The 13,397-nt window shown below is 48.7% G+C and carries 14 protein-coding genes and 1 other RNA gene; 7 read left to right on the top strand and 8 right to left on the bottom strand.

The features are described 5' to 3' along the window. The first annotated feature begins 5 nt into the window (after positions 1 to 5). Complete coding sequence (pfkA, locus tag MKY82_RS24370; protein WP_113060346.1) at positions 6 to 977, top strand: 6-phosphofructokinase; 972 nt, start codon at positions 6 to 8, stop codon at positions 975 to 977. A 171-nt stretch (positions 978 to 1,148) separates the two neighbouring features. Here pfkA and MKY82_RS24365 read toward each other — a convergent pair whose 3' ends face one another. From MKY82_RS24365 to MKY82_RS24350, 4 genes are all read right to left on the bottom strand, one after another. Further along, positions 1,149 to 2,525 (bottom strand): MATE family efflux transporter, encoded by a 1,377-nt coding sequence (locus MKY82_RS24365; protein ID WP_194543890.1) that lies wholly within the window; start codon positions 2,523 to 2,525, stop codon positions 1,149 to 1,151. Positions 2,526 to 2,793: 268 nt separating this feature from the next. Continuing rightward, positions 2,794 to 3,981 carry a putative glycoside hydrolase gene (locus MKY82_RS24360; RefSeq protein ID WP_194543889.1) on the bottom strand — a complete coding sequence of 396 codons (1,188 nt, stop codon included), beginning with the start codon at positions 3,979 to 3,981 and terminating at the stop codon, positions 2,794 to 2,796. A gap of 388 nt (positions 3,982 to 4,369) precedes the next feature. Further along, a complete protein-coding gene (locus tag MKY82_RS24355; RefSeq protein WP_071223110.1) occupies positions 4,370 to 4,564 on the bottom strand; it encodes a hypothetical protein in 195 nt (64 codons plus the stop codon). Between the two features lie 172 nt (positions 4,565 to 4,736). Continuing rightward, positions 4,737 to 5,558: a YitT family protein gene (locus tag MKY82_RS24350; protein ID WP_071223109.1), complete on the bottom strand. Its 822-nt coding sequence runs from the start codon at positions 5,556 to 5,558 to the stop codon at positions 4,737 to 4,739. Positions 5,559 to 5,844: 286 nt separating this feature from the next. Here MKY82_RS24350 and MKY82_RS24345 point away from each other — a divergent pair, with 286 nt between their 5' ends. After that, on the top strand, positions 5,845 to 7,446 hold the full coding sequence (locus tag MKY82_RS24345; protein WP_194543887.1) for a DEAD/DEAH box helicase: 1,602 nt from the start codon (positions 5,845 to 5,847) through the stop codon (positions 7,444 to 7,446). A gap of 190 nt (positions 7,447 to 7,636) precedes the next feature. Here MKY82_RS24345 and MKY82_RS24340 read toward each other — a convergent pair whose 3' ends face one another. Continuing rightward, on the bottom strand, positions 7,637 to 7,738 hold the full coding sequence (locus MKY82_RS24340) for a sporulation protein YjcZ (RefSeq protein WP_194543886.1): 102 nt from the start codon (positions 7,736 to 7,738) through the stop codon (positions 7,637 to 7,639). A 188-nt stretch (positions 7,739 to 7,926) separates the two neighbouring features. On the opposite strand from MKY82_RS24340, the gene MKY82_RS24335 reads away from it, so the two are divergent. The 3 genes from MKY82_RS24335 to MKY82_RS24325 all read left to right on the top strand — a co-directional run bounded on the left by MKY82_RS24335 (position 7,927) and on the right by MKY82_RS24325 (position 9,503). After that, a complete protein-coding gene (locus MKY82_RS24335) occupies positions 7,927 to 8,730 on the top strand; it encodes a DUF624 domain-containing protein (protein ID WP_113060342.1) in 804 nt (267 codons plus the stop codon). Between the two features lie 43 nt (positions 8,731 to 8,773). After that, a non-coding RNA gene (ssrS, locus tag MKY82_RS24330) (6S RNA) lies at positions 8,774 to 8,965 on the top strand. 145 nt (positions 8,966 to 9,110) lie between these two features. Next, positions 9,111 to 9,503 carry a DUF1499 domain-containing protein gene (locus tag MKY82_RS24325; protein WP_006211699.1) on the top strand — a complete coding sequence of 131 codons (393 nt, stop codon included), beginning with the start codon at positions 9,111 to 9,113 and terminating at the stop codon, positions 9,501 to 9,503. Positions 9,504 to 9,575: 72 nt separating this feature from the next. Here MKY82_RS24325 and tpx read toward each other — a convergent pair whose 3' ends face one another. Beyond that, complete coding sequence (gene tpx / locus MKY82_RS24320; protein ID WP_071223106.1) at positions 9,576 to 10,094, bottom strand: thiol peroxidase; 519 nt, start codon at positions 10,092 to 10,094, stop codon at positions 9,576 to 9,578. A 121-nt stretch (positions 10,095 to 10,215) separates the two neighbouring features. Here tpx and MKY82_RS24315 point away from each other — a divergent pair, with 121 nt between their 5' ends. Continuing rightward, entirely contained in the window at positions 10,216 to 10,830 is a 615-nt protein-coding gene (locus MKY82_RS24315; RefSeq protein WP_194543885.1) for a rhomboid family intramembrane serine protease, read from the top strand. A gap of 90 nt (positions 10,831 to 10,920) precedes the next feature. After that, the gene (locus tag MKY82_RS24310) at positions 10,921 to 11,841 is read left to right on the top strand and encodes a LysR family transcriptional regulator (RefSeq protein WP_071223104.1); all 921 of its coding nucleotides are present in this window, start codon (positions 10,921 to 10,923) and stop codon (positions 11,839 to 11,841) included. 118 nt (positions 11,842 to 11,959) lie between these two features. Here the strand turns inward: MKY82_RS24310 and MKY82_RS24305 are convergent, their stop codons facing one another. Together MKY82_RS24305 and MKY82_RS24300 are read right to left on the bottom strand one after the other, a co-directional pair. After that, complete coding sequence (locus MKY82_RS24305) at positions 11,960 to 12,640, bottom strand: zinc metallopeptidase (RefSeq protein ID WP_009594846.1); 681 nt, start codon at positions 12,638 to 12,640, stop codon at positions 11,960 to 11,962. A 42-nt stretch (positions 12,641 to 12,682) separates the two neighbouring features. Beyond that, entirely contained in the window at positions 12,683 to 13,132 is a 450-nt protein-coding gene (locus tag MKY82_RS24300; RefSeq protein ID WP_071223103.1) for a MerR family transcriptional regulator, read from the bottom strand. Positions 13,133 to 13,397 lie beyond the last annotated feature (265 nt).

Raw genomic sequence — 13,397 nt, 5'->3', positions numbered from 1 at the left:
GAAACATGGCAGAGGTTAAAAAAATTGCAGTTCTTACAAGTGGTGGCGATTCCCAAGGGATGAACGCGGCGCTTCGCGCCGTTGTGCGCAGCGGTCTGTATTATGGTCTTGAAGTATATGGAATTCAGCGTGGTTACCAAGGACTTCTGGAGAACGACATTGTCAAAATGGATCTTCGCAGCGTAGGGGATATTATCCAGCGCGGAGGCACGATCCTTCGTTCCGCCCGCTGTGAAGAGTTCAAGACGGCGGAAGGACAGCAGAAGGGTGCCGACATTCTGAATCAGCACGGCATCGACGGCTTGGTCGTTATCGGAGGGGACGGCTCTTACCACGGGGCGAACAAGCTCAGCAAACTCGGAATCAAAACCATGGGCCTTCCGGGCACGATTGATAACGATATTTCCTATACGGACTATACAATCGGCTTTGATACAGCTGTGAGCGTCGTTGTAGACGCCGTTAATAAATTGCGTGACACGATGTCTTCCCATGCGCGCTCCTCCGTTGTAGAGGTTATGGGACGCCACTGCGGCGACATTGCGCTCCATGCGGGCCTTGCTTCAGGCGCAGAGACCATTCTGGTGCCGGAAGTGGAGTACAACCTTGATGAAGTGGCAACCCGTTTGCGCGAGAATTTCGCAAAAGGCAAGCGTCACAGTATCATCATCGTAGCGGAAGGCGTCGGACGCGGCGAGGACATCGTATGTGATCTTAAAGAGTGCCATGCCTCGATCGATGCACGGGTAACGGTGCTCGGACATATCCAGCGCGGTGGAGCTCCAACTCCGTTTGACCGGAACCTGGCAAGCCGTCTTGGCGATTTTGCGGTTCGCAGTCTGATTGACGGCCAATCCGATAAAGGATGCGGCATCATTAAGGGCGAGCTGGTCCTCACGGATATTGACAAGGTCGTTAACACGAAGAAAGAATTTAACCGTGAGCTTTACGACTTGGCATTGCGGTTGTCCCAATAAAATCAGCACACGTCAGTAAAAAGACCGTCTCTCATTGCAGAACGCATTCTGCATGGAGACGGTCTTTTTGTAGCGGTAAGAAAGCAGAAACTTCAGAGGCCAGTCAAAGATATTTCGCAAGAAAAACTCCCGCAGAATACGGTCTGTCTCTTAGAGGTTCTTCGGTTGACGTTAGGATGCGGATCGGGATGGAGCATGTACCTGGCGTGCGAACTTACGCTGAACTTTGACCAGACGCATAAGCATCAGGGCAGCGCCGACGGCAAGGCCCGTGATCAACCCGATCCAGTAGCCGAAGGCTTGCCAATCGGTGTAGTTGGCGAGAACATAACCTACGGGCAGACCAATCACCCAAAACGACAGAAAAGCGAGCATGAAGGCGACATTCACGTCTTTATAACCCCGCAGCGCTCCTTGGGTCGGCGTGGCGATCGCGTCCGAGATCTGAAAGAAGATCGCGAACAGCAGAAACTGCTGGATCAGCGCCACGACGGCAGGCTCGTTGGAATATAATCCGGCAACCTGGCGGCCGGCCATAAACAGGATGACAGCCGTGATCAGCGACAGGATAACGGCTGTGCTGATGCCGAGTTTCGCGTACTTCCAGGCATCCTTCATTCGTCCCGAGCCTGCCTCGAAGCCTACAAGGATGGTGAGACTCATGCATATGCTTAATGGCAGCATATACAGTGTTGTAGCGAAATTCAGGGCCGCTTGGTGAGCGGCAATCGTTGCCGTATCAAAGCTGCTCATAAGCAGCGTCACCGCAGCGAAGACGGCGGTCTCCAGAAAGATGGAGAACCCGATCGGCACGCCGATTTTTAATAGGCTTTTCCATGCGCTCAATGAAACTCCCTGAAGCTGCCTGAAGATGCCGAAGGAAGAGAACGGGTGGCTGTTATGGATGATCACGATGGCGATGATGAGCACGGTCCAGTATGTAATCGCGGAAGCGATGCCGGCGCCCACGCCCCCCATTCTTGGAAAGCCCCAGAATCCATAAATGAACAGCGCATTCAGGCCTACGTTCACCGGCAGGGTAATCAGCGTGATCACCATGGAAATTTTAGTTTGCCCGAGCGCATCAATAAAACTGCGCAATACGGTATAAGCGAACAGCGGAATGATGCCGATCGAGATTGCGGCGAGAAACTGGGAGGCAATCCGCCGAACTTCCGGCTCCAGGCTCATAGCTCCGAGAATGCTCGGTACAACGGCATACCCGATCGCAAGGACGACGATGGCAAGTAAGATGGACAGCCAGAGCGCCTGGTTCACTTGGTAAGCGACATTATTTTCTTGTCGCCCGCCAATGAGCTGCGAAACGATGGGGGTGATCCCCATCAGAATTCCGCTAAGGCCGGTTTGGACCGGGATCCAGATGCTTGTCGCGATTGCTACGCCTGCCAGGTCGACTGAGCTGAATTTTCCGGACATGTTGGTGTCGAAAAAGCTAATGGCCGATAAGGCTAGCTGCGTAATTAAGATGGGGATAAGAATGATTGCAAATTGCTTCAGCTTTCCCCGTGTTGTCGTAGTCGGTTGCATGTGCGATGTGCCTTTCTTATTGTAGTTTTCGGACGGTGCCACCATATTGTAGGGTTCTGCTATGGTTGGGGACAATAACTGGCTTATTGAGCGGCGACCCAAAACTCAACCAATCGTTGAATTGGAGTGCGTCAATTTGACAGATTAAGGGGCAATCCAGCCCTACCCATCATCATAGCATCTGCTGTCAAGAGAGTTCACTGAACTGCTTGAAGGCAGAAAGGGCCGACCATGTTGATGGCCGACCCTTTGCGAATGGATAATTGAATTATTTATGAGTGACGCCTTCCGTATACCGGTTGGAAGCATTCCAGAGTAAATATTCATCGACGTTTGTATCTTTGAGGGCGCGAATCTGCTCTTCGATTTCCTTTTTGCCGTACTTGGCATAATTACCGCTTCCGAGCCAGCTCGCGGTAAAGTCCTGAATCCATGGCCGGATGATCGGCTTCTGCTCTCCCAGCTCTTCGAGCTTCTTGTGGGTATCTTCCATGGACCCCTTGATGGTCTGGTAAGGAGCCTTGTCCGGTACGGGGGAGCCGAACCAGCCTGCCGTGTAATGGCTTGGGTATACCATCGGACTGATGATATCGACGTTTTTGGAAATTTTGACGAAGTCCTGCCCGATGCCTTCTGCTGCAGGCACCGAGGCCGCATAGCCGAAGATGTCAACGGATACGCGGATGCCAAGCGGCGCGAGTTCTTCCCGGGCATACTGCACAAAATCGGATACCACGTCCACGCGCGATTGATCCGTTTTGGTATACTTCAGGGAATCGGCGCGTTTCTCAAAGCCCTCCGGAAAACGGACATAATCAAACTGGATTTCCTTGAACCCGAGTTTGGCGGCTTCCTTGGCGATCTCGATGTTGTAATCCCATACCTCTTTGCTGTACGGGTTAACGAAGCTGTCGCCCCCGCCATTGGTCCACACGCTGCCGTCTCCTTTACGGAAGGAAAGCTCCGGGTTTTTCTTGGCAAGAATGGTATCCTTGAACACGACAACTCGGGCGATCGGATAAATATCGTGTTTCTCCAGCCGCTTCATCAGCTGTTTGATGTCTTTGATAAAAGGCTGGGATTTACCGAGTTCCTTCAGCTTCGGATTATCGGTTTTGTACGTTATGTATCCTTCATCGTCCTTGATGTCAATGACCATGGCATTGAGTTCGGTCTTGTCCATAAGATCCACGAGCTGATTCATTCTGGAGCCGCCTGCGCTATAAGCCGTTACATAAATGCCTTTGACTTTGGGAGCGTCAATCTGCGGATCGATTTCCGTCGTGTTTGGCTTGATGCCGGATTGGCCCTGACCTTGATTGTTCTTTTGGTGCATGCTTTGAATCACGGCGGTATTTAACGATGCCTGAAGTTTGGCGGTAAGATTGTTATCTTGCGGACTGGAACCGCCGAAGCCCGCAGACGCCAAGATGAATAAAGCCAAGATGATATTCATAATTACTCTCTCCCTTGTGTACATTCACATCATGATTATAAAGGAACGGATGCCTTCAAAAAGAACAGGATTGTTACAATCGACAATAAATTGGAAACGGCGGGTGAGCGTACTTAGTTCATTAAACGGGTCAAGGGCGTTTTAAACGCTAAATATCGACATTTGTGGCAGGTGGTCGTGAACAACGTGTGAACTTGGGGAGTGACTAGCATCGGAATATATTACCCGTAAGAAGGCGGACAGCGTTTACATGCAGCTTTATCTGCTGGCGGGAAATGACGTGCTTATAGAATTTACATTTATCCATAAAAAAATGCCGTTACTCACCGGTGAATTTTACCGGAGAATAACGGCACTTGTCGTGCGATATTCACGTGTTGCATAAAAATTAATGAAGCGGCGTTTGGTTCTGATGCTCGCAAATGCTGAACTGAATAATTTCAAGAGCGTCCTCCTGCTCCAGAATACTCAGCCCGTCCCTAAGAACGATCATGGAATTTAGTTCGTTCTGTCTAAAGAACGATAACATTTCCGGGAACCACTTCATGACGATTTGTGACAATTTTACCGTTTCCATTTCCATAAAAATCACCCTTTCCTTCCAAATTGGTTAGGCAGGACGTTCTTTTGTAAAACGGAAAAACAATTAAAATTGGGCCAAAGCGATGCCCGGGAAACAGATCTCATGAATATTGTAGGAACCGCGCACAAATATTATACCACAAATTTACCTTGCCCTGACAGGTGGTAAATATTTAGTTCTTGCGGAATTGACCCATGACAGCCGTGGTTTCCACGATATTAACAAAGGCCAGTGGATCCGTCTCTGTAATAATCTGTTTTAGCTCAGCCAGCTCATATCGCGTCGTGACGGTCATAAGCATATCCTTTTCTTTATGACTGAAGGCCCCCTCGGTTTTGATCTTGGTTATGCCGCGTGGGCGCTTAAGCAGCTTCTCCAGCAGAGCTTCCGTCTGGTTCGTTACAATAAAGACGGTAACCTTGATATGACTGACGTGGAGCATATCGACCATTTTTCCGGCAATATAGATGGAGGCCATGGAGGCAAGGGCCAAGTTCCAATCGTTTTCCAAATAAGCAACCGCCATAATGACGATGGCGTTCAGCGTCACGAGTACGCTTCCTACGGGGAAGTCCCGATATTTCGTAACGAGGGAGCCGATAATATCAAAGCCCCCGGTGGAACCGCCAACCCGAAAGGAGAGGCCGGTACCGAATCCGACAAGCACGCCGCCGAACACCGAGGACAGCAGCATGTCGGTTGCAACCGGGGTGACCGGAATGAGCTCTAGGAACAAGGTAGTCACAATAACCGAGAGAACGCTGAGACCAACGAACCTTTTGCCGAGCTTGAACCAACCTGTGATAAGAATCGGGATATTGAGCACAAAATACATGACGCTGATATTAAGCGGCGTGAAGTAGCCGATAATTAGGGCCACGCCGGAAACGCCTCCGCTGAGCAGATGATGGGGAATCAGAAACAAATTAAATCCGCCGGCGATAATGATGCCGCCGAACACGATCGAGAAATAGGTCCATAGACGCTTCAACATAGGAATCACCTCCCGGTTATTATGACTTCTTTAAGCTTGCTGGTATTCCAGAAATGTTTTGTGATATAATGTATTGGATATTCTTGAGTAGTCCGTTACATTGATAACTTTGCAAGCTTATCAGGATGATTATACATTAACCAGTCATCATACTGGTGATAAGAGAAATATACCGGTTCACCTCGTGCAGAAAATCCTGCTGGCCGGGAAAGCCTATAAACGTTACCACTACTTAAGAATACAGAGAAGAAAGTGGAAGTCCACAGATAGAAGGAGTATGAACCTATTGAAAAATTTCGCAGATTTTGGCTTGGAGCCTCGCGTGCTGCAAGCAATTACTGAACTTGGCTTTGAGGAAGCCACACCGATCCAATCCCAATCCATTCCGATTGCTCTGACCGGCAAGGATATGATTGGACAAGCACAGACGGGTACTGGTAAGACAGCAGCATTCGGCCTTCCTCTTATCCACAAAATCGCCAAGGAAGAGGAGCGTATCGTCGCTCTGATTATGACACCGACCCGTGAACTTGCCATCCAGGTTGCTGAAGAAATCGGTAAACTGTCCCGTTTTAAAGGAATCCGTTCCTTGGCTATTTATGGCGGACAGGATATCGGGCGTCAGATCCGCGCTTTGAAAAAGAAGCCTCAAATTATTATCGGCACACCAGGTCGTCTACTTGACCACATCAACAGAAAAACCATCCGACTTGACGATGTCCAAACCGTTGTATTGGATGAAGCGGATGAAATGCTGGACATGGGCTTCATGGAAGACATCCAGTCGATCCTGAAGCTTGTTCCTGAAGAACGTCAAACCTTGCTGTTCTCCGCAACTATGCCGGCTAACATTCAGAAGCTGGCATCCCAGTTCCTTAAGGAACCTGAGCATGTATCCGTTATTCCTAAGCACGTTAGTGCACCTCTGATTGATCAAGCATATATCGAAGTTCCTGAACGTCAAAAATTCGAAGCATTGAGCCGCCTTCTGGATATGGAGTCACCTGAGCTTGCGATCGTCTTTGGACGTACCAAGCGCCGTGTTGACGAATTGGCAGAAGCATTGCAAAAACGCGGGTACTCGGCGGATGGTCTTCATGGCGATCTGTCCCAGCACCAACGTGATACCGTTATGCGTAAATTCCGCGACGGAAGCATCGATGTCCTCGTGGCAACCGATGTGGCAGCACGCGGTCTCGACGTATCCGGCGTTACCCATGTTGTAAACTTTGACTTGCCGCAAGATCCTGAAAGTTATGTACACCGTATTGGACGTACAGGCCGTGCGGGTAAGGAAGGTACGGCTTGGTCTTTCGTGACACCGCGTGAAATGGATCATCTGTATTTCATCGAGCGTGTGACTCGTCATCGTATTCCACGCAAGCCGTTGCCAACGATTGCCGAAGCGATTGAAGGCAAACAACGTATCATCGCTGAGCGAGTGCTTGAAATCATTGAGCAGGGTGAATTGACCGAATACAAAGGTCTTGCGATTCAATTGCTGGAGCAGTACGATTCCGTACAGCTGCTGGCAGCTGCAATGAAAATCCTGACAGGCGACAAGAAGGAAGCATCCGATATTCATCTGACGCCTGAAGATCCGATCCGTGCAAAACGCCGGAAGCCGGACATCCGCAATGGTCGCAAGCCAAGCGGTGGCTATGGCGGCCGCAGCAGCGGCGGCGGATATCGCCGTGATGGCGGCAGCGGCAGCGGTGGTAACCGTGGCGGCTACTCCAAAGGCGGATACAACCGTGATGGCGGCGGCAGCAGTTATGGCAACCGCGAGGGCGGTGGCTACAACCGTGACCGCAACAATAGCGGTGACCGTAAACCTCGTTCCTACAGCGGCGGCGAGCGTCGTCCTAACCGGGGCGGAGACGAATAATATATACGTGTAATTTCTTCTGATTGAAGAAACCAAACAGAAAAGACGAAGCAGCTGCCCACGCCAGGTGGAGCCGCGCTTCGTCTTTTTTCATGTTTAAAGAAGATGCACCCAGGGTGCATCCCCTTTAAACTCGCAGTTTTAGAGCAATACCAAGCTGATCTGTTTCACTTCATGATTCAAAGAGACATTAGATGTAGAATGTGCTGAGAATAATGACAAGGAGAATGAACAGAACCAGGACAATACCAACATTACTTCCGTAGCCGTAACCGCCGCCTTCACAAGACATACATAATCCCTCCTCTTTAAATTTGGAAATTCAAGCTTGTTGAACGGATTACGTGATATCGTATGGAGAAACAGGGGCACTGGATTGGATAAACACCCAGGTTCGTATAAATTAGGCTCTGGCAATGCATGTACCAAATAAGGTATATTAATAGATACATGCATGATTTGAGTGAGGAGGAAACGGATTTGGAAATGAAAGGAGCCATGGGTGGCTTATATAAGCTCACCGAGTGGATTACCCGTATTGCTTTTTCGAACATCTTGTGGGTTATTTGTACATCGCCTTTCCTGTTTATTGTTCTAACCAAATTCCTAATGGCCGTTCAGACACCGGATGCGCATAATGAGCAGCTGCTGTCGAACTGGGTTCTGGGAATATTATCACCGTTTGTTTTGTTTCCGGCTACGGCGGCTTTATTTACCGTTGTACGCAAATGGGTAATGGGCAATCCGGACGTGTCCGTATTTAAAACGTTCTTCAAGGGTTATAAGGAAAATTACAAGCAGAGCATGATCGGCGGTATTTTTTATACGCTGCTGTTCGTGATTATGTACGTGGATTACACGGTTTATATGACGCAGCTAGATGGTTTCCAGCTTGTCGGCATTGTGATGCTCGTGCTGCTTATCGTGCTGTTTGTCTCCCTGTTTAATTTCTTCTCCATGACCGTTCATTATGAGATGAAAACGACGCAGCTGTTAAAAAATGCGGTGCTGCTGACATTGATTCGTCCGTTTCGCGTATTTTCGACTTTGATCGGAAGCGCTGTCTTGGCGTATATCGGCACGCAGATGCCGGTGCTGTTCGTGTTCTTCCTGTTCTGCCTGATGGCATTGTTCGCATTCTTTAATTTCTATGCCACCTTCACCAAAATGCAGGAACAGCAGGAGAAGATGAAGAAAGCGGAGGAAGAGGAGTCCGAAACCGAACAAGCTCTTCTGGAGAGCATGGAATCTGCCAAAAAGGGAGAGAACGGATCGAAACCTTAGTACGCGAGGTTTACTTTTCCGGCAAAACCCCCTATAATAAGACTACATCCTGCGATGTTCGTTTCGGTTTTCCGTTGTTTTGAACCAATGACGATGTCTAGGGAGATCTATACGTAATCGTGGCTGAAATGCCCTGTCTATATGACAAGGGGAATTCATAAGCGGTTCTGCGGTCACCCACCTGCTAATGCAGGTTCGAAGACAATGTTTACCGGACGGCATAGGCGGGTTTCGTTAAGTCAATGAATGGGCACCTCTTTCATTTCGAATTCGAAGTGAAAGAGGTGCCTTTTTGCTATATATAAAGGTTTGCTGAAAGCATAAACAATGTTAAACTAGAGTATGGAAAGGAACGGTCATTTATAAAGGAGGAACGGTCTTTGTCATTAAAACGAGTTCTAATTGGTATCGTGCGCAGCTATGACGGCACAAGCGACCGTGCTAAAGATCCCAAGCTGAAGACGCGTTATTACAATCTTTCAAAAGAAAAGTGTTTTGAAGAGGTTTCCTCGACACTGAAAAAAATTCCGGGTTACAAAGTTCTGCATGAGGTTAAATCCGTGGGAGAGATCACGCTCGAGAAAAGAACCTCGTTTGGACGTACACTGGACATTACCGTATCCGTGCTCGGCATCAGTCCGGTTCGCAGCGCAGTTGATATGTATTCGGCTTCCCGCGGTTCCCTAGGGGATCTGGGAGCGAACTACCGGGTTATCTTGAACCTGTACGCTGTTCTGGATAAAAAACTGAGCAAGTATAAAGTGGATGCTTAGTAGAATAAGAAAAAGCGGGAGAGCTGCTCTCCCGCTTTTTAAAAGTGTGCAGTGTATGTAGCTTTTGGCGTGTTACCGCAAAGATTTTACTGCATCGATCGCGGCTTCGTAATTCGGGTGCTCCGTCATCTCACCAAGGTATTCAACATAGGTGATGGTATCGTTAGTATCCACGACGAAGATCGAACGCATGTCGAGTTGGAATTCCTTGATGAGCACGCCATACGCTTCACCGAAAGAACGCGATTTATAGTCGGAGAGCGTAATGACCCGGTCAACGCCTGCAGCTCCGCACCAACGGGCTTGAGCGAACGGAAGGTCGGCACTGATCGTAAGGATCACCACATCATCGCCCAGACCAGCAGCTTCTTCATTGAAACGGCGCGTCTGTGCATCGCATACCCCGGTGTCGAGGGAAGGAACGACGCTGATCAGCTTGATTTTACCGGCATAATCCTTAAGAGATACGTCTTCGAGCAGGTTTTTGCTCACTGTAAAATCCGGCGCGGCATCACCAGCCTTGAGCTGTGGACCGATGAGTGTAATAGGATTGCCTTTGAAAGTGGCAGCTCCTGAACGTTCTTGAGCCATGAGAAATCTCCTCCTTGGATATCAAAGTTTGGTGATCAGGTTCATGGTACATTATAATCTTTTTAAAAAGGGTATGTCCACTAGGAGCATCCCTGCCCTGGTTTAGGATGAGGAGGATGCTATGATATTCGTACGTTATGAAAATTGGAAAAGTTATTTGCGTTATTATCCCGTTACATCGCTGCTGCTTGTCATTAACCTGGTGATGTTTGTGATCACATCCTTAGACGGCGGTTCCAGAAATCCGGTTACGCTGCTGAAATATGGGGCTTTATCGGATTTGCCGCAATTCGTTGACCAGGCATGGAGATACTTTACGGCGATGTTTCTGCATAACGGGTTTGATCATGTATTGTTCAACGGCTTCGCACTGCTGGTATTTGTTCCCCCGCTGGAGAGAATCATGGGGAGCTGGAAGTTTGCCATTCTGTATCTGCTCAGCGGTGTTCTCGGTAATGTAATCGGATTGGCTTATTATGAGCGCATGGAGGACTATACCTTCCTTGTAGGCGCCTCAGGAGCCATTTACGGAGCTTATGGCGCTTATCTGTACATCGCCCTGTTCCAGCGGCATGTCATTGATGAGTCGTCTCGCAAGACGCTGTTCACCCTGCTTATTTTGGGGATACTGTTCTCGTTTACCCCAGGGGTCAGCCTTGTAGCGCATGTCGGCGGATTGGTAGGCGGATTTTTCCTCTACGGTCTCATGATTCGATTATTTAAACGTCGAACATAATCGGACCTTAGAGGGTCTGTTATAATAGAATTGGATGATTTGATAAAGTCTTCAAGTCTTCTAGGGAATAAGAATGGAGCGATAAAAGGCGTGGAATTACGACAGTTGCAATACTTTGTAAAGGTTGCGCAAAAGGAACACGTTACCCAAGCGGCAGAAGAGCTTCATGTGGCTCAGTCAGCCGTCAGCCGTCAAATACATCAGTTGGAAGAAGAGCTTGGTGTTAATTTGTTCATGCAAAAAGGCCGGAATCTGCAGTTAACCCCGGTAGGCCAGCTTTTTTGCAAACGGGTGGAGAGCATTATGAAGGACTTGGACCGTGCGGTCGTCGAGATACATGAATTTCTGGACCCGGAACAGGGAGAGATCCGCATCGGATTCCCACACAGCCTGGGCATCCATTTGATTCCGTCCATTGTGGCTGAATTCCGGAAGAAATATCCGAACGTGAAGTTCCGGTTCAAGCAGGGGATGTTCCCGACACTGATCCGGGACGTGGTTGGAGCTGAAGTGGATCTGGCATTTGTGTCGCCGTTTCCGGATCGTCATGATCAAGTGGATGGGGATATCGTTTTGACAGAGGAGCTGTTTGCGATCCTGCCGCCGAATCACCCGCTTGCGGGGGAGCAGTCCATCAAGCTGGAGCAGTTGAAAGAGGAGCGCTTTGTGCTGTTCAGCAAAGGCTACTCCTTGCGTCCAATTGTGTGGCATGCCTGTCTTGAAGCAGGGTTCACGCCGAAGATTGCTTTTGAAGGCGAGGAAACGGATACGATCCGCGGGCTGGTTGCGGCCGGTATGGGGGTCAGCCTGCTTCCTGAAATGGCCCTATTCCAGACGAATCCTCTGCAGCCGGCACGCGTCCGGATCTCGGAGCCGAAGGTAACGCGTTCCATCGGTCTGATCCACCGCGCGGACGAGAAGCTGCCACCGGTTGCTCAGGCATTCCGTGCGTTTCTGCTTCAATATTTTGGTATTGATCCGTCGCCGAAAAAGGAAGGGAAAGCGGACTGACGCATCAACTCCCTAACCTGGCTTCATTAATCAAAAATAACATATATAAAAAAGAGGGCTTTCCTTCTCCACCAATCCAGGTAGAGAGGAAAGCCCTTTGTTGTTTTTTTTTATTGGGTTATTCCCGGTTGCTCGTAAAGATCATGATATAACGGATCAACTCGAGCAGAGAGATCAAAGCTGCAGCGACATAGGTCAAGGCCGCGGCGTTCAATACTTTAGCAACTCCGCGTTCTTCGTCATTGGCGATATAGCCTTCTTGAACCATCAGCTGACGAGCACGGTTACTTGCGTTAAACTCGACCGGCAGGGTGACGAGCTGGAAGGCAACGGCGCAAGAGAAGAAGATGATGCCGAGACCGACCAGGTTCATGGCTTGGAACAGGAAACCGGCAATCAAGAGAAACGGAGCGATACCCGATGCGAAGTTTACCACCGGGAACATTTTGTGACGGGCTACTAGCATCGGATAGTGCTCGGCATGCTGGATCGCATGGCCAACCTCGTGACAAGCAACAGAGACAGCCGAGATCGTGCGTTCATAATAAACGGGCTCCGATAAACGCACAACGCGTTTGGTTGGATCATAGTGGTCGGAGAGTGTGCCTGGCACCGGTTCAATCGGTACATCATGGAGTCCGTTGGCATCCAGCATATGCCGGGCAGCATCGTATCCTGTCATGCCGGTGCTGTTCTCGACCTTAGCCCATTTGTTAAACGTGCCTTTGACCCGGAACTGGGCCCATAGCGAGAATATAAAAGCGATAATAATGAGAATAAACATCCAGTCAGAATACATGTATCATACCCCCATACAAAGTTGTTATTTGGTTCTTCACCATTACATCGAAGTGAACTGGTTCAGCAAGATTTGTAGCGACTCGATGCAAGCAGCCCCTTTAGGAAGAATGTTAGCGAGTACTTCCCGGGCTTGACTTGGCTTTAATTCACTCAGAAGCGGGTTGAGTTCCTTCACATCCCGTTCCAGCTGTTTCATCTGTATTTCGAGCTTGGTTAGCTTCTCCGTCATTTCGGAATCATCGGGAACCGACTTCCAGCGATCAAGTCTCTCCTTAATCTCATCGAGAGTATATTTCTCTTGCTTTAACTGATTAATACGTTCGAGAGTGCTTAAGGTTTCAGAACTGTACAACCGGTAGTTTTTTAACGTCCGTTTTTCAGGGGAGATCAAACCCAGCTTCGTATAATAGTCAATGGTTCTTTCGCTGATTCCGGCAACTTTGGCCAGCTCACCGATTCGGAAAAGGTTTCCGCTCGTGATCCCCATCATTCATCACCTCACAAGCTTTCATTGAATTGGAAATTAATGAATGCATTTATATTTTCATTTTAATAGAAATATGATACATGATCTTGAACCATACAGTCAAACGTCATAGTTGTGACAAAAAATCTTGAAGCCTAGTTTTTTTAATCGATACATGATGTTTGAGGATTTGCACTGTATGCACTTAATGTTAGATTATATTACACAAACTTCGTTTTTTATGAAAATAACCGTTGCGGATTTTGGTTAACCCCCCTATAATGACAAT

Origin of the sequence: Paenibacillus sp. FSL W7-1279 (assembly GCF_037969845.1) — a bacterium.
Classification (GTDB): domain Bacteria; phylum Bacillota; class Bacilli; order Paenibacillales; family Paenibacillaceae; genus Paenibacillus_AQ.
The sequence above is the reverse complement of the archived record's forward strand: the minus strand, read 5'-3'. Positions and strand labels throughout refer to the sequence as shown.

Bases quoted from the DNA above. Each gene is read 5' to 3' on its own strand.
- MKY82_RS24365 (WP_194543890.1), bottom strand. From the start codon at position 2,525: ATGCAACCGACTACGACAACACGGGGAAAGCTGAAGCAATTTGCAATC.
- MKY82_RS24360 (WP_194543889.1), bottom strand. From the start codon at position 3,981: ATGAATATCATCTTGGCTTTATTCATCTTGGCGTCTGCGGGCTTCGGC.
- pfkA (WP_113060346.1), top strand. From the start codon at position 6: ATGGCAGAGGTTAAAAAAATTGCAGTTCTTACAAGTGGTGGCGATTCC.
- MKY82_RS24305 (WP_009594846.1), bottom strand. From the start codon at position 12,640: ATGTATTCTGACTGGATGTTTATTCTCATTATTATCGCTTTTATATTC.
- tpx (WP_071223106.1), bottom strand. From the start codon at position 10,094: ATGGCTCAAGAACGTTCAGGAGCTGCCACTTTCAAAGGCAATCCTATT.
- MKY82_RS24300 (WP_071223103.1), bottom strand. From the start codon at position 13,132: ATGATGGGGATCACGAGCGGAAACCTTTTCCGAATCGGTGAGCTGGCC.
- MKY82_RS24315 (WP_194543885.1), top strand. From the start codon at position 10,216: ATGATATTCGTACGTTATGAAAATTGGAAAAGTTATTTGCGTTATTAT.
- MKY82_RS24340 (WP_194543886.1), bottom strand. From the start codon at position 7,738: ATGTCTTGTGAAGGCGGCGGTTACGGCTACGGAAGTAATGTTGGTATT.
- MKY82_RS24350 (WP_071223109.1), bottom strand. From the start codon at position 5,558: ATGTTGAAGCGTCTATGGACCTATTTCTCGATCGTGTTCGGCGGCATC.
- MKY82_RS24355 (WP_071223110.1), bottom strand. From the start codon at position 4,564: ATGGAAATGGAAACGGTAAAATTGTCACAAATCGTCATGAAGTGGTTC.